This is a genomic window from Bordetella sp. N (assembly GCF_001433395.1).
Lineage (GTDB): Bacteria > Pseudomonadota > Gammaproteobacteria > Burkholderiales > Burkholderiaceae_B > Bordetella_C.
The window spans coordinates 606,335-626,819 of record NZ_CP013111.1 but is presented as its reverse complement, the minus strand read 5'-3'; the positions used below and the strand labels follow the sequence as shown (position 1 = coordinate 626,819).

Annotated in this window: 12 protein-coding genes; 3 read left to right on the top strand and 9 right to left on the bottom strand. The window is 66.3% G+C overall.

All coding sequences use genetic code 11. From position 1 onward, the window contains the following. Positions 1-125: 125 nt before the first annotated feature. Positions 126-3,128 (top strand): autotransporter serine protease, encoded by a 3,003-nt coding sequence (locus ASB57_RS02690; RefSeq protein ID WP_057650341.1) that lies wholly within the window; start codon positions 126-128, stop codon positions 3,126-3,128. 105 nt (positions 3,129-3,233) lie between these two features. Here ASB57_RS02690 and ASB57_RS02685 read toward each other — a convergent pair whose 3' ends face one another. The 6 genes from ASB57_RS02685 to dnaE are packed head-to-tail and all read right to left on the bottom strand — an operon-like array spanning position 3,234 to position 11,355. Continuing rightward, the gene (locus ASB57_RS02685) at positions 3,234-3,959 is read right to left on the bottom strand and encodes a polysaccharide deacetylase family protein (protein ID WP_156414043.1); all 726 of its coding nucleotides are present in this window, start codon (positions 3,957-3,959) and stop codon (positions 3,234-3,236) included. 5 nt (positions 3,960-3,964) lie between these two features. Beyond that, the gene (locus ASB57_RS02680) at positions 3,965-5,077 is read right to left on the bottom strand and encodes a glycosyltransferase (protein ID WP_057650336.1); all 1,113 of its coding nucleotides are present in this window, start codon (positions 5,075-5,077) and stop codon (positions 3,965-3,967) included. After that, positions 5,074-5,835, bottom strand: coding sequence for a glycosyltransferase family 2 protein (locus tag ASB57_RS02675; RefSeq protein WP_057650334.1), 762 nt, complete (start codon positions 5,833-5,835; stop codon positions 5,074-5,076). The genes ASB57_RS02680 and ASB57_RS02675 overlap by 4 nt, the downstream gene beginning before the upstream one ends. Next, positions 5,832-6,725, bottom strand: coding sequence for a polysaccharide deacetylase family protein (locus ASB57_RS02670; protein WP_057655864.1), 894 nt, complete (start codon positions 6,723-6,725; stop codon positions 5,832-5,834). Before ASB57_RS02670 ends, ASB57_RS02675 begins: the two co-directional genes overlap by 4 nt. A 35-nt stretch (positions 6,726-6,760) precedes the next feature. Next, complete coding sequence (locus tag ASB57_RS02665) at positions 6,761-7,864, bottom strand: glycosyltransferase family 4 protein (protein ID WP_057650333.1); 1,104 nt, start codon at positions 7,862-7,864, stop codon at positions 6,761-6,763. Beyond that, complete coding sequence (gene dnaE / locus ASB57_RS02660) at positions 7,864-11,355, bottom strand: DNA polymerase III subunit alpha (protein WP_057655863.1); 3,492 nt, start codon at positions 11,353-11,355, stop codon at positions 7,864-7,866. Before dnaE ends, ASB57_RS02665 begins: the two co-directional genes overlap by 1 nt. A 96-nt stretch (positions 11,356-11,451) precedes the next feature. On the opposite strand from dnaE, the gene lpxO reads away from it, so the two are divergent. Continuing rightward, on the top strand, positions 11,452-12,351 hold the full coding sequence (gene lpxO, locus ASB57_RS02655) for a lipid A hydroxylase LpxO (RefSeq protein WP_057650331.1): 900 nt from the start codon (positions 11,452-11,454) through the stop codon (positions 12,349-12,351). Between the two features lie 39 nt (positions 12,352-12,390). On the opposite strand, the gene ASB57_RS02650 is transcribed toward lpxO, so the two are convergent. From ASB57_RS02650 to ASB57_RS02635, 3 genes are all read right to left on the bottom strand, one after another. Then, positions 12,391-13,317: a hypothetical protein gene (locus ASB57_RS02650; protein ID WP_156414042.1), complete on the bottom strand. Its 927-nt coding sequence runs from the start codon at positions 13,315-13,317 to the stop codon at positions 12,391-12,393. Positions 13,318-13,593: 276 nt separating this feature from the next. Then, the gene (gene hrpA, locus ASB57_RS02640) at positions 13,594-17,529 is read right to left on the bottom strand and encodes an ATP-dependent RNA helicase HrpA (RefSeq protein ID WP_057650325.1); all 3,936 of its coding nucleotides are present in this window, start codon (positions 17,527-17,529) and stop codon (positions 13,594-13,596) included. Between the two features lie 47 nt (positions 17,530-17,576). Then, positions 17,577-19,388: a DUF342 domain-containing protein gene (locus ASB57_RS02635; protein WP_156414041.1), complete on the bottom strand. Its 1,812-nt coding sequence runs from the start codon at positions 19,386-19,388 to the stop codon at positions 17,577-17,579. Between the two features lie 288 nt (positions 19,389-19,676). Between ASB57_RS02635 and ASB57_RS02630 the strand changes: the two genes are divergently transcribed. After that, the gene (locus tag ASB57_RS02630; protein WP_057650322.1) at positions 19,677-20,453 is read left to right on the top strand and encodes an SDR family oxidoreductase; all 777 of its coding nucleotides are present in this window, start codon (positions 19,677-19,679) and stop codon (positions 20,451-20,453) included. Positions 20,454-20,485 lie beyond the last annotated feature (32 nt).

The following is a 20,485-nucleotide window of genomic DNA, read 5'->3' as shown; positions in this document are numbered from 1 at the left end:
AATACGCGGCTTCGTCCTATTGAGAATTTTCTCCTATAGATAGCCCTCGGTTAATAGCTTAATGCGATCACAGCGCGTTGATGCACCTTGCACACGCGATTCGATTGATCCAAGTGAGAACCGACATGACGCAGCACATCGCCACTCGCCCGCAAACTGCCGCCATTTCGGGGCGCAATACCTCCAACCTCATACCCAAGCTGTCCGTTTTGGTCCTTGCGCAGGCCTTCAGTCCCCTCGCCTTCGCCGATGACGACTGGAACCTGGACCGCGTCCGTGCAAACGAAGCATTTCGCCTGGGCAAGACCGGCGCCGGCTCCCTGATCGGTATCGTCGATGGAGGCGTATATCCCGACGATCCGGCTTTTGCCGGCCGTATCGATCCCCGTTCGGCCAATTTCGGGATCGGCGATGCGGGTGCATTTCTCTCGTCCGAGCGCAGCAGTTTCCACGGCAGCATGGTGACGGGGATCGCGGCAGGCAATGGCCGCAACGGCGATATCCGCGGTGTCGCGCCCGCAGCAAGCATCCTGCTGGGGCGTGCCATCGGCGTGGCGGTTGACAGCACGAACGGCGACGACGAGCCGAGCAGCCACGCGATCCGCTATCTGACCGACGCCGGCGCCAGGGTCATCAACGGCAGCTATGGTCCGCATGCCTTTTCCACAAAGAAGGTGCAGGACCCCGCGACCGGAAAGCCCATTCCCAACGAAAGCTACTTCAGGCAATCCGGCAACTATGTCGACTTCAATGCTGCAAGCGGCCAAATCGAATACGGCGATGCCGCCGCGCTCGAATATGCCGCATCGAAGGACGTCCTGCTGGTGTTCGCCGCGGGCAACGAATATGACGACCAGCCCCGTGCCTCACGCAATCCATCCGGCAATGCACTAGTCCCCCTCATTTCGCCTGCCAACCACGGCAGCGGTGCATATCGGGTCATCGACGACGCCCCGGACAAGAATCCGGAAGACTTCAGAAGCGAGGCCGATATTCCCTTCCTGCATCCGAACGACCCGCGCCTGGCCAACACCGACTATTCCCATCTCAGACGCAATATCATCGCCGTGGTCGCGACTGATCGCGATAACCTGATCACCAGCTACAGCAACCGCTGCGGCGATACGTGGCAATGGTGCATCGCCGCCCCGGGTGGGGAGACCGAGGCGGAGCCGCAGGACGCATCCAGGCCGCTCGGCTACCGCAAGATTCTTCATGGCGGCAAACGAACGGTGAAAGGCGCCGCGGGCACGTCAGGCGCGGCGCCTCATGTATCCGGCGCGGCCGCCATCGTCCGCAGCGAGTTCCCCTTCCTGACCGCCGCGCAGACCCAGGAGGTGATCCTCACCACCACCAACACCACCGGACACCTGAGCGACCGCCGCATCTACGGGCGCGGCCTGCTGGACGTCGAACGCGCATCCCGCGGCCCCGGCGAGTTCGGCGCCGAAGGCTTCGACAAGGTCTTCGACGTCGACACCAAGGGCTACAACGGCAATTTCTCCAACGGCATCCGGGGCGATGGCGGCCTGACCAAGCGCGGCGCCGGCACGCTGGAACTGAGCGGCATCAATACCTTCAGCGGGGCCACGACGGTCGCGGGCGGTACCCTCAACGTCACCGGGTCGACGCTGCGCTCCAACACCACGGTGCTGCCCGCCGGTACCCTGACCGGCTCGGGCACGGTGGGCACTACAGTCTCCGAAGGTGTGGTCATCCCGGGCGGCCCCGCCGGCAAGGCCTTGAAGGTGGCGGGCAACTTCACGCAGCTGCCCCAAGGGGTGATCCGGTCCACGCTGGTCAGCGATGGCGCGATTAATCAACTGTTGGTGGCGGGCAAGGCCGACTTGCAGGGCGGCACGTTGCAGGTGGAGGGCGTCAACTCGTCCCTGCTGGGCAAGCAGTTCGCCTTGATCGATGCCAAGCAGGGCGTGAGCGGCAATTTCGACCAGGCCCAGGGCGATGCCGCGATTCTGTTCTCGGCCATCAACACGTCCGTCCAGGGCCAGAACCTGGTGGTCAGCGTCGACCGCAACAAGGGCGGCTTCGGTGCCGTGGCCAAGAACGCCAACCAGCGCGCTGTCGGCAAGGCGGCTGACTCGCTGAGCGTGGGCAATCCGGTTTTCGAACGCCTGTTCAACACCAATGACGCCGACAGCGCCCGTCGCGGCCTTACGCGTCTGGCCGGGGATATCCATCCCGGCACGACCGGCATGCTCGCCGAGCAGCAGTCGCAGACCCGCGCAACGCTGTTGAACCAGGCCCGCGGCGACGCACCCGGCATGCAGGGCCGGAACCAGAGCAGCAACGTCAGAGTCTGGGGCGAATACCTGAACAGCCGCGGCAATCTGTCCAGCGACGGTAACGCGTCGGCCCTGCGCCGCGGCAGCAACGGCCTGATCTTCGGCGCCGATACCGCCGTGACACCCGACACCCGCCTGGGCGGCGCGCTGTCCTTCGGCACCACCACCGCCAACACGCAAGGGCTGGGGGCCGGCCAAAAAGCCGACATCACCAGCTTCTCGCTGTCAGGCTATGGTTCGACCCAGGCCGGCGCGGTCAATCTGCGCTACGGCGCCTCGCTGGGCACCAACGACGTCAAGACCCGCCGCAATACCGACTTCGGCAACGCCAAGGCCAAATACAAGGCCGGCACGGCGCAGATCTTCGGTGAGGCCGGCCTGCCGTATTCCTTCGGCGACGCCACGGTCGAACCCTATGTCGGCCTGGCCTACGACCACGCGCGCTCCGCCGCCTTCAAGGAGTCCGGCGCCGGCCCGGCCAATCTCAGCGGCAAGTCGTCCAGCCAAGGCAATCTGAGCAGCACGCTGGGCGTGCGCGCACAGAACACCTGGGACCTGGGCGGCAACGGCAAGGTATCGGTGCATGGCCAGGTCGCCTGGCAGCATGCCTACGGGAACCTGACGCCGGCCACCAGGTTGCGACTGCAGGACTCGGTGGCGTTCAACACCCAGGGCCTGCCGCGCAATCGCGACGCCGTGCTGGTGGGCGTGGGCACGACCTGGGACTTCAGCCGCAACGGCTCGGTCAACGTGGGCTACGCCGGCACCTTCGGTGATCGGGCCAAGGACAACAGCGTGAAAGCCAACTTCACCTGGCGTTTCTGATAGCGCCCATGCGACCGCGTTGGCCGCAGTGGCCGCAGTGGCCGCAATGGCCGCAATGGCCGCAGTAGCCCCAACGTCCACAGCGACCGCAAGCGCCGGCGCCCTTCAACGGCGCCGGCGCTTGTCTTCGTAGGACGTCAGGGTCTTGCGCAGGAAGCTGAACAGGCTGGTGCCGCCGGCGACCAATACCCGTTTCAGTTCATAGGGATCGTCGCCGGCATGCACCAGGCCGCGCCGCGTCACGGTGGCGTTGTCGTAGCCGGCGTCCCGTGCCATGCGGCAATGGTCTTGCGTGTACTCGCCGTAGGGATAGCAGAAGGCGGTGACCGGCGCACCCAGGGCCGCTTCGAGTTCGATGCGCGAAGCGGTGATCTGGCGCAGGGCTTCGTCCGGCGTGAGTTGCGGCAGGTGCACGTGATCCAGCGTGTGCGATCCCACTTCCATGCCGGCCGCGGCCCACTCGCGCATCTCCGCCAACGACATCAAGGGCGACGACGGCACGCCCTTCTCCGCGTCCCACACATTGGCGCCGTCGAACTGGCGCGCGACGAAGTAGTTGGTCGCCGTGTGGCCCAGTTCGCGCAGGATGGGCAGCGCGTGCCTGTGCACGTTGCGATAGCCGTCGTCGAAGGTGATGCCGATGACCTTGCCCTGGCGCTCGCCGCGCACATACGGCATCAGGTCGCGCATCGACAAGCCGCGATAGCCGAAACGGCGCAACCAGGTCATCTGGCGGCGAAAGCGCGCCGGATGCACGGTAAGGCCGCGATACGGCGATCCCGCGGGCGGCGGTTCGCCGATCTGGTGGTACATGAGGATAGGAATGGCCATGGCGATCAGGGCGTGTTCAGCGCCGCGTGATAAACGTCCATCGTGCTGGCGACAAAAGGCGCCAGGCTGAACTCGCGCGCGCTGCGTTCGCGCGCCGCGGCGCCCATGGAGGCCACGCAGCCCGGAGCGTCCAGGATGCCGCGCAGCACCTTGGCGATGGCTTCGGGCGCGCGCACCGGCACGATCCAGCCATCGACACCGTCGATGACGTTTTCGGGCAGGCCGCCCGCCGAGGTCACCAAGGCCGGCAAGCCCAGCGCCATCACTTCGCGGCAGGCGAAGGACAAGGCCTCGCGGTAAGACAGCACGAAACCGACATCGCACGCGGCCAGCGCCGGCCGCACGTCATCGAGCAGGCCGGGGAAGACGACCAGGTCCTGCACACCCAGCTCGCGCACGCGCGCCATCTTGACGTCATTGGGCGGATCGCCCGCCACCAGCACGCGGAAGCGTTCGCGCTGTTCCGGCGCCAGGGCGGCCAGGGCCGCCATCAGGTCCAGCCAGCCCTTGTCGTAATCGGTGCCGCCCGCGCTGCCCAGCAGGATCTTGCCGCGCCAGGCCGGGCCGAAATACCGCTCGCGCAAGGACTCGTGCAAGGACACCGACGGGGGCGAAAAATAATCGGTATCGATGCCATGCCGTATCGTCGTGATGGGCAAGGCGCGGTACGGCGACTCGCGCAGCAGCCCGGCCACGTAATCGCTGACGGCGATCACGCGGTCGGTGGCGAAGCGCGCGCGCAGGCGATGTCCCAGCGTGTTCAGCGGCAGGTCGTTGTGCTTGGTGAAGACGATGCGGGGACGCCGCATGCCCAGGGTCGCCAGCATGATGTGCCGATGATCGGACGAGCCGTTCACATGCACGACGTCGTAGCGCTCGGTCGCCATGAGCTTGCGCAGGGCCGCGCGTTCCGCGAAGAAACCCGAGGCGCGCGTGCTGAAGCGCGCGTCCACCACCTTGACGCCCGGAATGGCGCCCGCGTAGCGATACAGCCGGCTGGTGCCTGGGGTCGCCACGGTGATGTCGTGCGCCGGCGCCAGGCCACGCACCAGATTGAGGATGTAGGTGACGTGTCCGCCGCCATTGCGCGGATGGAAATTCGTGTAAAGGATCTTCATGGGCGTTTGTCTTGGTCACCCAGGAACATCAGCTTGGCATAGCGCGCGAAACTGCCCGCCGCCGCCGTGACCGCCAGCACCACGCCCTGGCGCCCGTCGAGGAAACCCCGCCGGATCAGGTAGATACGGATGAAGGTCCAGAGCCCATGGCCCAGCGCGCTGAAGATCGACGCCCGCTTGCCGCGCGCGTACATCATCGCGGCGGCGTCCGATGAATAGCGATTGCTCTTGGCGATCAAGGCGTCCAGATCAGGATAGGAATAGTGGATGAAATGCGCGTCCAGGCGCCCGGCCCGCCAGGTCTGCACGGGCACCACTTTTTCATGGACGGCGGCGTCGGTGAAACGCCCCGTTCCGCGGCGAAACAGCCGCAGCACGGGGTCCGGCCACCAGCCGCTGTGCCGGATGAAACGTCCGCAAAATTCCGACAGGCGCGGAATCTCGTAGGCATCCTTGGCGTCCGTCTGGATGACCCGCTGGATCTCGGCCGCCAGTTCGGGCGTGACGCGTTCGTCGGCGTCGATGGACAGCACCCACTCGCCCTGCGCCAGGGCCAGCGCGCGATTCTTCTGGGGGCCGAAGCCGGGCCAGTCCGCGGTCTGCTCCACCGTCGCGCCCATGTCTCGCGCCAGCTCCACCGTATTGTCGGTGCTGCCGGAGTCGACGACGATGAACTCGTCGGCAAAACTGACCGAGTCCAGGCAGGCCACGATATGCGCCGCTTCGTTCTTGGTAATGATGATGACCGACAACTTCATGAGCGGCGGCCCCGCAGGCGCTTCTTGAAGGATTTCTTCCAGGATTTCCAGGCGTTGTACTTCGGCCCCCAGAAAGGATGGGCGGCCCACCACAGACGCTTGGCCAGCCAGGCGCCAGGCTGGTTGCGCACGGCGAAGCGATAGATGTGCTCGGGGCCGCCGGCGCCGGGCGCCGCATTGGCGACGTTCTGCCCGAAGGGATCGGTGGTGTAGAAATGGCCGAAGCCCGCCGTCCGGCCTTCCTGCATGTAGTCGTCGTCGAAATACCCTTGCGGCCAGCACAGATGGTCGCTGACCTGGCCCAGGCGGGCTTCCAGGGTGGCGCGCGAATCGGCCAGTTCCTTGGCGACGTGCGCGCGCTTGGAATCGACATCCGGACCACAGACCTGGTCCCAACGGGTATGGGTATGCGTATGGCTGTGGAACTCGAACGTCCCGGCCGCGCGCATGGCGTCGATTTCGCTCCAGCGCAGCATGACTTCGTCATGGCGGCCGGCTTCGACCAGCTTCTTGCTGGCATCGTGGTCCGGCGCGGCCGGCAGGCTGGCGGCCGGCACACCGTCCTGGCCTTCGTAGGGGCGCACCGGCCCCTCGCCTATCCAGCCGGTGATCACGAACAGGATGGCATGCATGCCGTAACGCTGCAGCACCGGATGCGCGTAGACCCAGTTATCCAGGTAGCCGTCGTCGAAGGTGATCAGCACCGACTTGTCCGGCACCGGGCGTCCCGCCAGATGGCCGGCGAAGCGTTCCGCCGTCAAGGACGTATAGCCGTTGCGCGCCAGCCAGGCGATCTGGCTTTCGAAGTTGGCCGGCGTGGTGTTGATCATGCCGCCGGCCGGCGTGATGTGGTGATACATCAACACCGGAACGTTGTGCGCGGCCTTGATGGGGGCCACGGTCAGCGGGTCCTTGATCACGTCTTTCATGCGGCGCGCTCCGCCAGCCACTTGCGGTAGACGGCCTCGGTACGCTCGGCCAGGCGCTGCGGCGAGAAGATGCCCTCGTCGCGGATCATGTGCCGGCCTGCCTCGCCCATGGTCCTGCGCAATTCGGGGTCGTCGATCAGGCGTTGCAGCGCGCTGGTCAGCGCGGGCTGATCGTGCAGTTGGACCAGGAAACCCGACACCCCGTCCTTGAACATTTCCGACACGCCGCCGACGTCGGTGCCGACCACCGGCAGGCCGCTGGCCTGCGCTTCGACGTAGACCGTGCCGGACGCCTCCTGTTCCGTGGCCAGGGCGAACAGGTCGAAGCCGGCCAGCAGATTGGGCACGTCGCGGCGCGTGCCCATCAGGTGGATGTGCGATTGCAGGCCCAGTTCGGCGATATAGGCCTGGACCCGTTCGAAGGTGGGCGAACCGCTGCCGACGAAGACCAGGTGCAGATTGGGCCGCGTGCGCATCAGGGGCAGCATGGCGTCGATCAGCGCGCGGTGGCCTTTGGCGGGACGCATCACCGCCACGCAACCGACCACGATGTCGCTGTCGGACAGCTTCAGTTCCTCGCGCAAGGTCGACTTTTCGATGGGCGGCGGCGGCACGATGGGCGAATACAGCGTGGCGATGCGCTCGCGCGGCACGCCCCGGGTGATCAGGTATTCGCGCACGTGGTCGCTGACCGTGGTGACGCGATGCGGCAACCAGGTATAGGACCACATCGAACCGACCTTGCTGGCCAGATGGCGGGTGCGCACGATCAGCGGCGGCGTGCCCGCCAGCCGGGCGGCAGGCGCGGCGATCACCGTATCGCGCCGGCTGTGCGTGTTCAGCACGTCATAATTGCCCGCGCGCAGGATGCGCTTGATGGCGGCGATGCCCTTGAAGTAGTTGCCTACCCCGGCCATGTCCACCTTGTGTACGGTGAACCCGGCGTCGCCCAGGCGTTCCACCAGCTGCGCGCGCGACTGCACCACCGCTTCCATGTGATGGCCGCGCTCGCGCATGGCGACCATCTCCTTGAAGATGCGATGTTCCTGGCCACCGAAGGCGGTGGCCGCCTCGGAATGAATAATGCGCAAGGGTTGCATCAGTAAGAAATCTCCACGCCGTCCGGACGCGCCCATTCACCCAACTGCTCCAGCAGCGTATCCGCCATGCGCACCCGCCACTCTTCGCTCAGGCGCACCGTGCAGCGGAAATTGTCCTTGTGGTACTCGACTTCGACCGGAATGCCGGGAATGCCGTTTTCGGGCTCGGCGCGGTAAGGATTGAGCAGCTTGCGCAGCTGATCGGCGTTGGCGTTGCCGTTCAAGCGCACGCGCAGCACGCGGGCACGCGCCTCGCGCGCCAGCTGCAGGTCGAACAGCGAGTCGGCCACGATGCGCATGCCGCCCGAATACTCGTCGTTGCTGACCTTGCCCTGCACGATGATCAGCTGGTCCTCGCGCAGGCGGTTGCGATGCTTCTCGTACAGCTCGTTGAATACCGAGATTTCCACCTGGGCCGTGCCGTCGTCGATCACCGCGAACACCATCTTGCCGCGCCGGGTCATCATCACGCGCACGCCGGCCAGCACGCCGCACATCCATTGCAGGTCGCGTTGCGGTTCCAGACGCGCCAGCTGCATGGGCACGATACGGCGCACTTCGTCGCGCCAGGCGTCGAACAGGTGGCCGCTGAAGAAATAACCCAGGGCCTGCTTTTCTTCGGACAGCTTGGTATGCAGATTCCAGGGCGCGACCTTGGACAGTTCGCTGGCCACCACGGCGCTGCTGTCGTCACCGAACAGGGACACCTGGTTGGCGCTGCGGGCGGCCTGCTCCGCCGCCTCCATCGCCGTCGGCACGGACGCCAGCATGGCGGCGCGGTTGGGCTCGATGGCATCGAAGGCGCCGGCGCGGATCAGGGCTTCGACGGTGCGGCGGTTGACCGAGTGCTTGTCGACGCGGCGGCAGAAATCGAACAGGTCCTTGAACGGGCCGTCGCTTTCGCGGGCACGGATGATTTCCTCGACCGCGCCCTGGCCGGTACCCTTGACCGCGCCCAGGCCATAGCGCATGGTGCGCGGCGGCTGGCCCTTGGCGAAGTATTCGTCCTCGACCGGCTGGAACCGGTAGCCCGACGCGTTGACGTCCGGCGGCAGCACCACCACGCCGTTGTCGATGGCGTCGCGGCAGAAAATCTGCACCTTGTCCGTGTCGTCCATATCGGACGACATGGTGGCTGCCAGGAACTCGGTGGGGTGATAGGCCTTGAGCCAGGCGGTTTGATAGGAAATCAGCGCGTACGCGGCCGAGTGCGACTTGTTGAAGCCGTAGCCCGCGAACTTTTCCATCAGGTCGAACAGCTTGACCGCCAGGTCCGGATCGTGGCCCTTCTCCACCGCGCCCTTCTGGAACAGCTCGCGGTGCTTGGCCATTTCCTCGGCCTTCTTTTTACCCATCGCGCGGCGCAGCAAGTCGGCGCCGCCCAGCGAGTAGCCGCCGATGATCTGCGAGATCAGCATCACCTGCTCTTGGTAGACGATGACCCCGTAGGTGCTCTTGAGGGTCGCTTCCAGGTCGTCGTGGAAGTAGTCCACCGGCGCGCGGCCGTGCTTGCGGTTGACGAAGTCGTCCACCATGCCGGATTCCAGCGGACCCGGCCGGTAGAGCGCCAGCATGGCGATGATGTCTTCGAAGTTGCTGGGGCGCAGTTTCTTCAGCAACTCCTTCATGCCGCGCGATTCCAGCTGGAACACGGCCGTGGTGTTGGCGTCGGTCAGCACCTTGTAAGCCGCCTGGTCGTCCAGCGGCAGCGCCATGATGTCGAAGTCGCGCTTGGTCTCGTTGAACTGGCGCACATAGCGCACGGCCCAGTCCAGGATGGTCAGGTTGCGCAGCCCCAGGAAGTCGAACTTCACCAGGCCGGCGGCTTCGACGTCGTCCTTGTCGAACTGCGACACCGCGCTGTTTTCCTGGCCGGGCTGGCAATACAGCGGGCAGAAATCGGTCAGCTTGCCGGGCGCGATCAACACGCCGCCGGCATGCATGCCGATGTTGCGGGTCAGGCCTTCGAGCGGCTGGGCCAGGTCGACCAGGCCACGCACTTCCTCTTCCTGCTCGTAGCGTTCCTTGAACGCCGGCTCGTCCTTGAGGGTGCGTTCCAGCGACCAGGGGTCGGCCGGGTTGAAGGGAATCAGCTTGGACAGTCCGTCGCAGAACAGATACGGCATGTCCAGCACGCGGCCGGCATCACGCACCACGGCCTTGGCGCCCAGGGTACCGAAGGTGGCGATCTGGCTGACGGCGCCGCGGCCGTACTTTTCCTTCACGTAGTCGATGACGCGTTCGCGGTTGTCCTGGCAGAAGTCGATGTCGAAGTCGGGCATGGACACCCGCTCCGGATTCAGGAAGCGTTCGAACAGCAAGTCATAGCGGATGGGATCGAGGTCGGTAATGCCCAGCGCGTAGGCCACCAGGGAACCGGCGCCCGAGCCCCGCCCGGGACCGACCGGCACGCCATTGCTTTTGCCCCAGTTGATGAAGTCCTGCACGATCAGGAAGTAGCCCGGGAAGCCCATCTGGATGATGGTCTTGCATTCCCAGCGCAGGCGTTCGTAGTACTGCTCGCGCTTGGCGTCCCGTTCGGCCACATCCGGATAGAGGAACTCCAGCCGTTTTTCCAGGCCCTCTTCCGACAGCTGGACCAGATAGTCGTCCAGGCCCACGCCTTCGGGCGTGGGGAAGTTCGGCAGGCGCGGCTTGCCCAGCACCAGCGTCAGGTTGCAGCGTTTAGCGATTTCGACCGTATTGGCCAGGGCGGAAGGCACGTCGGCGAAGCGGCGCGCCATCTCCGTGCTGTCCACCAGGTACTGTTCTTCGGTGAACCGGCGCACGCGGCGCGGGTTGGCGAGGATTTCCCCTTCGGCGATGCAGACGCGCGCTTCATGCGCCTGGAATTCCTCGCGATCGAGGAACTGGACGGGGTGGGTAGCCACCACCGGCAGCTTGGCCTCGGCGGCCAGGCGCATGGCGGCCTGGGTATAGGCTTCGTCGCCATCGAAACCGGCGCGGTGCAGCTCGATGTAATAGGCGCCCGGGAAGGCTTGCGCCCACACCCGCGCCAGGGCCAGGGCGGTAACCGCGTTGCCGGCCTCCAGGGCCTGGCCGACGTCGCCGGCGCGGCCGCCGGACAGCACGATCAGGCCTTCGCTTTCCAGCACCCACTCGCGCCGCACTTCGGCGCGGCCCTTGTGCTGGTTGGTCAGGAAGGCGCGCGACAGCAGCTCGCACAGATTCAGGTAGCCCTGCCGGTCGCGCACCAGCACCAGCACGCGGAACGGCTTCTCCCGGTCTTCGTCATTGGTCACCCACAGGTCGCAGCCGGCAATCGGCTTGACCCCGGCGTCGCGCGCCTTTTTATAGAACTTGATCAGGCCGAACAGGTTCGACAGGTCGGTCAGCGCCACGGCTGGCTGACCCAGCTTGGCGACACGCTTGATCAGATCCGGAATACGGACGAGACCGTCCACCACCGAGAACTCGGAGTGGACACGCAAATGAACAAAAGGGGACGGGGCTACGGGGGCTTCGGACATGACCGCGATTGTACCCAGGGCGCCTTTTTCGCGCGCGGTTTGCACCCGCGTGTGCAAGAATAGGCGGTTATCTCGGATTGAACGGTGTTTTACGCTATGAAATGGCTGATTCCCGGCCTCTGGCTGGCCGCCATCCTCTATGGTCACTTTAGAGGCAAGGTGCGGTTGTCGTGGTCGCGCGTGTTCCTGGACCACTCGGTCCTGCTGGCGCCGGTCAACGCCTTCATGGTGCTGACCTCGCGGGTGCCGACTTCCCCCTACGTCTCCACGCGGGAGTTCCCGGAGCTGCAAAAGCTGCAGGACAACTGGGAAATCATTCGTGACGAGGCCTTGCAGATGCAGGACCTGCGCCGCATCAAGGCCGCCGAGAACAACGACGACATCGGCTTCAATTCCTTCTTCAAGTATGGGTGGAAGCGCTTCTACCTGAAGTGGTACGACGCCCGCCATCCCTCGGCCGAGGAATTGTGCCCGCGCACCGTGGCCATCCTGAAGACCATTCCGACCATCAAGGCGGCGATGTTCGCGGAGCTGCCCGACGGCGGCAAGCTGAACAAGCACCGCGATCCGTTCTCGGGGTCGCTGCGCTACCACCTTGGCCTGGCCACGCCCAACGACGACCGCTGCTACATCGAAGTGGACGGCCAGCCTTACAGCTGGCGCGACGGCGAAGGTGTCGTGTTCGACGAGACCTACATCCATGAAGCCCACAACCGGTCGGGCGCCAATCGCGTGATCCTGTTCTGCGACGTGGAGCGGCCCTTGAAATGGCGCTGGGCGGAAGCCTTCAACCACTGGTTCGGCCGGGTGGTCATGTCAGCCGCCAGCTCGCCCAACGACAGCGGCGACAAGACCGGCGCGATCAACCAGCTGACCCACTTCCACCACAAGATCGACCTGAAGCGCAAGCAGTTCAAGGCGTGGAACCGGACGGTCTACAAGGGCGTGAAGTGGGGGCTGGTGGTCCTGGTGATCGGCGCATTCGTCTGGCTGTAGCCGGGAACGATCGAACGGACCGTGCAGCACGGGTCGGACTTACCAGTCGACCTCGCTGCCTGAGGCGTCGTCCCGGCTGGAACCCGGCCCCGTGCCTGGCTGCGCACCCAGGCTTACTTCTTCGAAGCCATTCTCATCCAGAAGGAATGCAGGATTGGCCCTGCCCTCCGGGAACGGTGGCTTGGGCGGCGGGTTCGGCGCCGTGTGGGCGGTTATCAGCGCCGGCAAACAGACGGAAGCATGGGCGACGAGTCGCAGCCCGGTCGGATGCATCGATCTTATGAGATAGGCCCTGCGGTACATCTGCTCGCGGGCGATGTCGCTGATGCCCCTGCTGGCGAGGTCGCCCGCAGCGTAGTAGTGCAGCGCGGCTTGGAGCATGTCGTACTCCGCCCATTCCTGCTCAGGCGGCAAAGGCGGCCGGGCTGAGACGTGCTCGTCGGAGCCGTCAGGCGTGCCGTAGGGAGTGTCATCAGGGGGGGCGCCATTCTCGGCCGTTGCCCCACAACCCGGATGCGCTTGGTCCAGCGCCTTTTTGGCATCGTAGTACCAACCCAGCGGTGGCCAGAAGGTTTCTCCGATTGGCCGGGCTGCGGGAATCACCAGGTAGTCGGTGGGTCCGCCCCAGAGACGTTTCGCGAGAAATTCCAGCTTGCCATCGTCACGTTGTATCAGGACGTCGCCTGGCTGCATGCACAGGACCCAGGCGGCGCACTTAACGCGCGAGGCCCTGGAACCGATGTCGCCCGCCACCGCCCAAGCCCCCAGTTTGCGCAGATAGGCGATGGAGTACGTGCTCTCGCCGATGCGGCAGTCTTCCACCGGCACCGCGATGGCCGACTGGTCGGTGGCTGCGATGCCGGCCCCTTGGTCGCCGCAGACCTGCGTGCCGCGCCGGGAGGCCCTGGTATCGGATGAAGCTTCCGTATTGCTGATGCTCGGTGTCGTGCTGCCCGCCGAATTCATGCTGCCTGGGCGACTGCGCGCCCGTCCGGGCGGCGAGGATGCTCCCGTGGCGACGGCGCCGTAAGGCGGATCCGCAGTGTCCGCATCCGCAAGGTCCGTACGTGTGCATGACCACGCCATGCATGAAAAACTGGATTGAATTCCGCCCATCGTATGCCCCTCCGCAAATCTTTCACAAAATAGAAAGATGTTGCTCAGGAACAGACGCGGCGGATCTGGTTCCAACCCAGCGGGGCCGCCCGGCTGGGCGGTTTGGCTCGGGCCGGGGGCCCTGGATCAGCGCTGCATGCTTTCCCAGGTCTTCATCAGGCGCTTGACCGACACCGGCATGGGCGTGCGCAGTTCCTGCGCGAACAAGGCCACGCGCAGTTCCTCCAACAGCCAGCGAAACTCGTCCAGGCGCGCGTCGGGCGCGCCCTTCAGCGCGCTGCGGGCGCGCTGGTATTGGGTCAGCAGGGGCGCCATCTCCGTCATCAGGCGCTGGTCGCGCGCGGGATCGGCGCGCAGCTTGTCGATGCGTGCCACCGCCGCCTTCAGATAACGCGGGAAGTGCGCCAGCTGGGCATAAGGCGTATCGCGCAGGAACCAGCGATGGACCAGCGCCCCGACCTGCTGCTGCAGATCGGCATAGGCCGAGGCATGCGCCTTGGCTTGCGGCATCTTGCGTTGGACGGCCGCCCATTCGGTCAGGATGGCCGCCGCCAGGCGCGCCACTTCCTGCGCCAGCAGCCCCACCCTGCCCTTGCCCTCATTGCGGCGGCTGTCGAACTCCGCGGCATTGGTGGGCCAGGGATCGCCCAGGCAGGCCTGCGCCAGCGCCGCGTCGATGATCTGGTCGCGCAATTCCTCCAGCGTGCCCAGCGGCATGAACAGCATGCTGATGCGGGTCAGGTCGGTCAGGTTCTTTTCCAGGAACTTGACCTGCTCGCGCAGCCCCAGGCGGAACAGGCGCAGCAAGCCGGCACGATGATGGCGGCGTGCCTCGTCGGGGTCGTCGTAGACGTCCAGGTCGCAATGCGTGCCCCGGTCGACCAGGGCCGGGTAGCCGATCACGGACAGGCCCTTACGCCGGATCTCCATGATTTCCGGCAGCGCGCCGAAGGTCCAGGCGGTCAGGCCGTCCTGGGCCAGGGCTTGCGCCACCTGGGTGTCGCGCGACGCCATCTGCTGGAAATCGGCCTGGGCCTGGCGGCCGTGCTCGGCCTTCAACTGGGCCAGGTTGCGGCCGGCGGCCAGCATGCGGCCATGTTCGTCGACCACGCGGAAATTCATGAACAGGTGGGCGGGCAAGGTCTCCAACTTGAAGTCCGACACCAGCGGGCGCACCTTGATCTGCTCCCACATATCGGCCGTCAGCGCGTCCACCAGGCCCTGCTGCGGCTCGCCCAGGCGATCGAACCAGCGGTCGTAGAACCCAGCCGCGTAATCGGGCAAGGGCACGCAGTGGCGGCGGATCTTCTGGGGCAAGGACTTCAGCAGCAGCTGGACCTTTTCCTTGAGCATGCCCGGCACCAGCCATTCGCAACGCTGGGCATCCACCTTGTTCAAGGCGAACAGCGGCACCGACAGGGTCACGCCGTCGCGCGCCGAGCCGGGCTCGAAGTGGTAATCCAGCGGCATGGACACGCCCTGGCTGTCCATCTTCTTGGGAAAGACTTCGGTGGTGACGCCGGCGGCTTCGTGCCGCATCAGTTCGTCGCGCGTCAGCTGCAAGGCCGCGGCGCCGGCCTTGTCCAGGCCGCCGACCCATTTTTCCAGGGTCGCGGTCTGGCTCATCCCGGCTGGAATCAGGCGGTCGTAGAACGCGTAGATCAGCTCATCGTCGACCAGGATGTCCGGACGGCGAGCGCGGTGTTCCAGCTTCTCGATCTCGGCGATCAGGCGGCGATTGTGCGCCACGAAAGGCAGCCGCGTGTCGATGTCGCCCGGCACCAGGGCCTGGCGGATGAACAGTTCACGCGCGTGCTGGGGGTTGATGCGGCCGTACTGCACGCGGCGGCCGGAATAGATGGTCAGGCCATAGAGCGTGGCGCGTTCATTGGCCACCACCTGGCCGGCTTTCTTCTCCCAGCGCGGATCGCCCCAGTTGCGGCGCAGCAGGTGGGCGCCCACTTTTTCCACCCACACGGGTTCGATGCGCGCCACGCAGCGCGCGTACAGGCGCGTGGTTTCCACCAGCTCGCCGGCCACGATCCAGCGGCCGGCCTTCTTGACCAGGCGCGAACCGGGATGGATGAAGAAGCGGATATCGCGCGCGCCCAGGTAGTGGCCCACGCCGGCGGCACCCGCTTCGTCGCTCTTGAAACCGATATTGCCCAGCAGGCCCGACAGCAGCGCCAGGTGCAATTGCTCGAATGTGGCTTCGGCGGTGTTGATGCGCCAGCCCTGCTCCCCGATCACGCTGGACAGCTGGCTGTGGACGTCGTGCCATTCGCGCAGGCGCAAGGGCGACAGGAAGTTCTGCCGCATCTGGCCCGCCAGCTTGCGCTGCGAGGCCTTGTGCTCGACCTGCTCGTGATACCAGCGCCAGAGCTTCAGGTAGGACACGAATTCCGATTTCTCGTCGGCGAACTTGGCGTGGGCCTGTTCGGCGGCTTCCTTCTCGTGCATCGGCCGGTCGCGCGGATCCTGCACGGACAGCGCGGACGCGATGATCAGCATCTCGGCCAGGCACTGCTGTTCGCGCGCCGCCAGGATCATGCGGCCGACGCGGGGGTCGACGGGCAGGCGGGCCAGTTCCTCGCCGGTGCGGGTGAGGACGAAGCGCGGGCCGCGCTCGGGGTCGGCGGCAGTTTCGTCGCGATCGCCCTCTTCATCCTCTTCCCGCGCGACCTCGATGGCGCCGAGCTCCTGCAGCAGGTGGTAGCCATCCGCGATGGCGCGCCCAGGCGGCGCCTCGACGAACGGGAAGCTCTCGATGTCGTTCAGGCGCAGCGACTTCATGCGCAGGATCACCGACGCCAGCGAAGACCGCAGCACCTCGGGATCGGTGAAAGGCGGCCGCCCGTTGAAATCGTCCTCGGCGTACAAGCGGATGCAGACCCCGGGGCCGACGCGGCCGCAACGGCCCGCGCGCTGATTGGCCGAGGCCCGGCTGACCGGCTCGATGCGCAGCTGCTCCACCTTGTTGCGCCACGAATAGCGCTTGACCCGCGCCAGGCCGCTGTCGATGACGAAGCGGATGCCGGGCACGGTCAGGGACGTTTCAGCCACGTTGGTGGCCAGCACGATGCGGCGCGCATTGCCGCGCGGGCGGAAGATCTGCTCCTGCTCGGCCTGCGACAGGCGGGCGAACAAGGGCAGCACTTCCGTGCCGGCAGGATGATGTTTGCGCAGGGCTTCGGCCGCCTCGCGGATCTCGCGTTCGCCGGGCAGGAAGACCAGGACGTCGCCCGCGCCATGGCGGGCGCACTCGTCGACACTGTCGACGATGGCGTCGATCAGGTCGCGCTCTTCGTCGCCGGAGCGGTCGCGGTTGCCCGCGCGCGGACGCCTGGCGTTATTGCCTTGGGGCTCCTCGATGTCGTCTTCGGTCTCGTCCTGGCGCACCGGGCGGTAGCGGATCTCCACCGGGTAGAGCCGGCCGGAGACCTCGATGACCGGCGCCGGCTTGCCGTCGGCCGCGGCGAAATGCTGCGAGAAACGGTCGGCGTCGATGGTGGCCGACGTGATGATGACCTTCAGGTCGGGCCGGCGCGGCAACAGCTGCTTCAGGTAGCCGAGCAGGAAATCGATGTTCAGGCTGCGCTCGTGCGCCTCGTCGATGATGATGGTGTCGTAGCGGCGCAGCAGCGGATCGCGTTGCGATTCCGCCAGCAGGATGCCGTCGGTCATCAGCTTGATGGCGGCGTTCGGGCCCGTGCGGTCGTTGAAACGCACCTGGTAACCGACCAACTCGCCCATCGGCGTGTTCAGCTCTTCCGCGATGCGCTTGGCCACGGAGGTGGCGGCCAGGCGGCGCGGCTGCGTGTGACCGATCATTCGCTTGCGGCCGCGGCCGGCGTCCAGGCAGATCTTCGGCAACTGCGTGGTCTTGCCCGAGCCCGTTTCGCCGCTGACGATGACGACCTGATGGCTGGTGATGGCGCGCGCGATCTCATCGCGCCGGGCACTGACCGGCAGATCTTCCGGGTAACTGATGGGCGGGATTTCGCGCGGCGGACGAGGCGTGGGCGCGGGGCGCGCGGTGGAAGGCGAAGGCTTGACGGTCATTGCCCGGATTATAGAGGGGCGGCCCGCTCTCGTTGGCCGCCCATCCATCACCGGATGGTGAACTTCCCTTCGCTCAACGTGGCCTTGCCGCCGCCCATGTCCTCGATGATTTCCTCGCGCTTGTTACCGATCTGCAGTTCGACGCCGCCATAGATGCGCTTGCCGACCTCGATGGTGGCCCCTTCGGTGGCGTCTTTTTCCGCGGCCAGCTCCGTTTCCTTGACGGCCAGCGCCGCCAGGTCGCGCGACAGCTTGGCATGGGTCTGCAAGGCCCGCGCGCCGATGCCGTTGGCGCCCTTCTCGGGATATTTGCGCAGGAAGACCAGCAGTTGCTCCAGCTTGTCCTTTTCCTCGGTCAGGCGCTGGCGCGTCCGCTCCAGGGCCAGTTTCTGCATCTCGGCATGCGGATTCACGCCCACCTGGACGAAGGTATTGACGCCCGCCATGGTGCCCAGGGTCACGGCCCGTACCGAGCGCAGCGCGCGTACCTGGCCGCCGTTGATGCTGCCTTGGCTGGCGCCCTTGCCGCCGACGGTGACGCTGTCACCCGCGGCCACGTCGCTCTGGCGGATCTCGCTTTCCACCACCACGTCCTTGCCCGCGCTGACCGTGGCATTGCCGATGAAGCGCGCCTGCACCGAGCCCTTGGCGACGACGTGCGCGCTGCGCATGACGGGTTCGCCGCCGGCGCCCACGCCGCCTTCGGCCGCGCCCAGGATGCCGCCCTTGACCACCACATTGCCGCCCGCGTCGATCTGGGCGGCTTCGACGGTGCCGCTGACGACGACGTCGCCCGTCACCTTGACCTGCATGCCCGTGGTGATGTCGCCGTTGACCTGCAGGGTGCCGTCGAAATCGATGTTGCCCGAGGACAGGTCGACCGCTTCGACCTGGACCACCGGATTGACCGACATGCCATGGCCGTTGGCCAGCAGGGACGGCGCGCCCGCGATGGCGGCCACGAGCACTTCGGGATCGGCCGGGTCGCGCACCACGCCCGTCAGTTCGGGGTCGTAGGGGATGTCTTCCGGTTGCACCGCCGGGGCAGCCTGGCCCAGGACGTTGATGCCGTCCTTGCCCCGTTTGGCGGGGATGCGGCGCATCAGGCGCATGCCGGGCTTGATCAGAACCAGATTGCCCAGGGTGCGGTAGTCCACCAGCGCGCGGTCATCGACCTTGGCGTGCGGGGCGTGGTCATCCAGCAGCGATTGGAAACGGGTCGGTTCGCCCGCGCCGGCCGGGATGCCTTCGGCCACCACCAGGTCTTCACAGAAGCCGGCCTCGACGGCCTGCAGCAGCAGGTCTTCCTTGACGCCGAATACGACCTTCTGGTCGGACAGGATGGCGCGCACGTCGGCCAGCGCGACCGGACGGCCGCCGCGCGGCGGGACCATGTTCAGCAGGACCTGCATGTTGTCGGCTTCGAAGGACAATTCGAAGCTGCCGTCGTGGACTTCGCCGATGACCTGTTCGACCACGTCCGGATCGCCGTCGGGCAGGTCCGGGGCGGCGGGCAGGCCGGCATCGCCCAGCACTGGCGCGCTGGCCAGTTCGACGACGGCGCCCAGGTGCGCGGCGGCGGATTCGATGGCGGCCAGTTCCGTGACCAGAGCGGCGCCTTCGTCGGCGCCGTCCGTTGCCGCCGCCATGCCGCCGGCGTAGCGCGCGGCGGCGTCGCAGCAGCGGTCGATGAAGCGGGCCACGGCCGCGGTGTCCAGGGCGTCCGTGGTCCAGCCGCGGGTGGCCACCACGGTATCCAGCATGTCGGCGCTGGGTGGTTCGGCGTCGACGCCCGCGCGGAATCCCGCGCGCAATTCATGCGTCTGCGGGTCCAGGGTCAACCAGTAGCGTTGCTCCACAGTGTGAACGTCCCCAATATTTGATCGAGCTTGCCCGGACAGCCGGGAGTGCCAGGCGCCGCAGCATAGGATGCCGGTGTGTCACCCTCGGCAATTATTTCAAAATATTAATATCATTTTCCACCTTTTCCATTGCCGGATACAAGATTTTTCTAAGGGTAAGCCTGCCGGCAGCGATGTGTAACCGCGCCCGCGGCGGGCGCTCTTGGTAGCATGAGCACTCACAAGGGCCAGCGCCCGCTTATCGCGCGGGCGCGTCCGCCTGACTATCTAAAGGAGCGAATTCGAATGGATCTGGGTCTGCAAGGAAAAACCGCCCTGGTGTGTGCCTCCAGCAAGGGACTGGGCCGCGCGTGCGCGCTGTCGCTGGCGCGGGAAGGCGTGGACGTGGTCATGACCGCTCGTGGGGTGGAAGCGCTGGAACAGGCCGCGGAGGCCATCCGCGCGGAAACCGGCGCCAAGGTCACCACCGTGGTGGCCGACGTCGCCACCGCTGAAGGACGTGCCCGCCTGCTCGCCGCCTGCCCGCGGCCCGACATTCTGGTCAACAACGCCGGCGGCCCCAAGCCGGGCGACTTCCGCGACTGGAGCCGCGACGACTGGATCGCCGCCCTCGATGCCAACATGCTGGCCCCCATCGAACTGATCCGCGCCACCGTCGACGGCATGATCGAACGTCGCTTCGGCCGCATCGTCAACATCACCTCGGCCGCGGTGAAGAATCCGATCGACACCCTGGGCCTGTCCAATGGCGCCCGCAGCGGCCTGACCGGCTTCGTCGCCGGCCTGGCGCGCCAGGTGGTGGCGCACAACGTCACCATCAACAACCTGCTGCCCGGTCCCTTCGAAACCGATCGTCTGCTCAACACCATCAAGGCCGCGGCCAACGCCACGCAGACCACCGAGCAATTGCTGGAAGCCCGCCGCCAGCGCAACCCGGCCAAGCGCTTCGGCGACCCCGCCGAATTCGGCGACGCCTGCGCGTTCCTGTGCAGCGCCCGCTCCGGCTTCATCACCGGCCAAAACCTGGTCCTCGACGGCGGCGCCTACCCCGGCACGCTATAAAGACGCCCCCCCGTACCGCGCGGAGCGCGGCC

Bases quoted from the DNA above. Each gene is read 5' to 3' on its own strand.
- ASB57_RS02690 (WP_057650341.1), top strand. From the start codon at position 126: ATGACGCAGCACATCGCCACTCGCCCGCAAACTGCCGCCATTTCGGGG.
- ASB57_RS02685 (WP_156414043.1), bottom strand. From the start codon at position 3,959: ATGGCCATTCCTATCCTCATGTACCACCAGATCGGCGAACCGCCGCCC.
- ASB57_RS02680 (WP_057650336.1), bottom strand. From the start codon at position 5,077: ATGAAGATCCTTTACACGAATTTCCATCCGCGCAATGGCGGCGGACAC.
- ASB57_RS02675 (WP_057650334.1), bottom strand. From the start codon at position 5,835: ATGAAGTTGTCGGTCATCATCATTACCAAGAACGAAGCGGCGCATATC.
- ASB57_RS02665 (WP_057650333.1), bottom strand. From the start codon at position 7,864: ATGCAACCCTTGCGCATTATTCATTCCGAGGCGGCCACCGCCTTCGGT.
- dnaE (WP_057655863.1), bottom strand. From the start codon at position 11,355: ATGTCCGAAGCCCCCGTAGCCCCGTCCCCTTTTGTTCATTTGCGTGTC.
- lpxO (WP_057650331.1), top strand. From the start codon at position 11,452: ATGAAATGGCTGATTCCCGGCCTCTGGCTGGCCGCCATCCTCTATGGT.
- ASB57_RS02650 (WP_156414042.1), bottom strand. From the start codon at position 13,317: ATGAATTCGGCGGGCAGCACGACACCGAGCATCAGCAATACGGAAGCT.
- hrpA (WP_057650325.1), bottom strand. From the start codon at position 17,529: ATGACCGTCAAGCCTTCGCCTTCCACCGCGCGCCCCGCGCCCACGCCT.
- ASB57_RS02630 (WP_057650322.1), top strand. From the start codon at position 19,677: ATGGATCTGGGTCTGCAAGGAAAAACCGCCCTGGTGTGTGCCTCCAGC.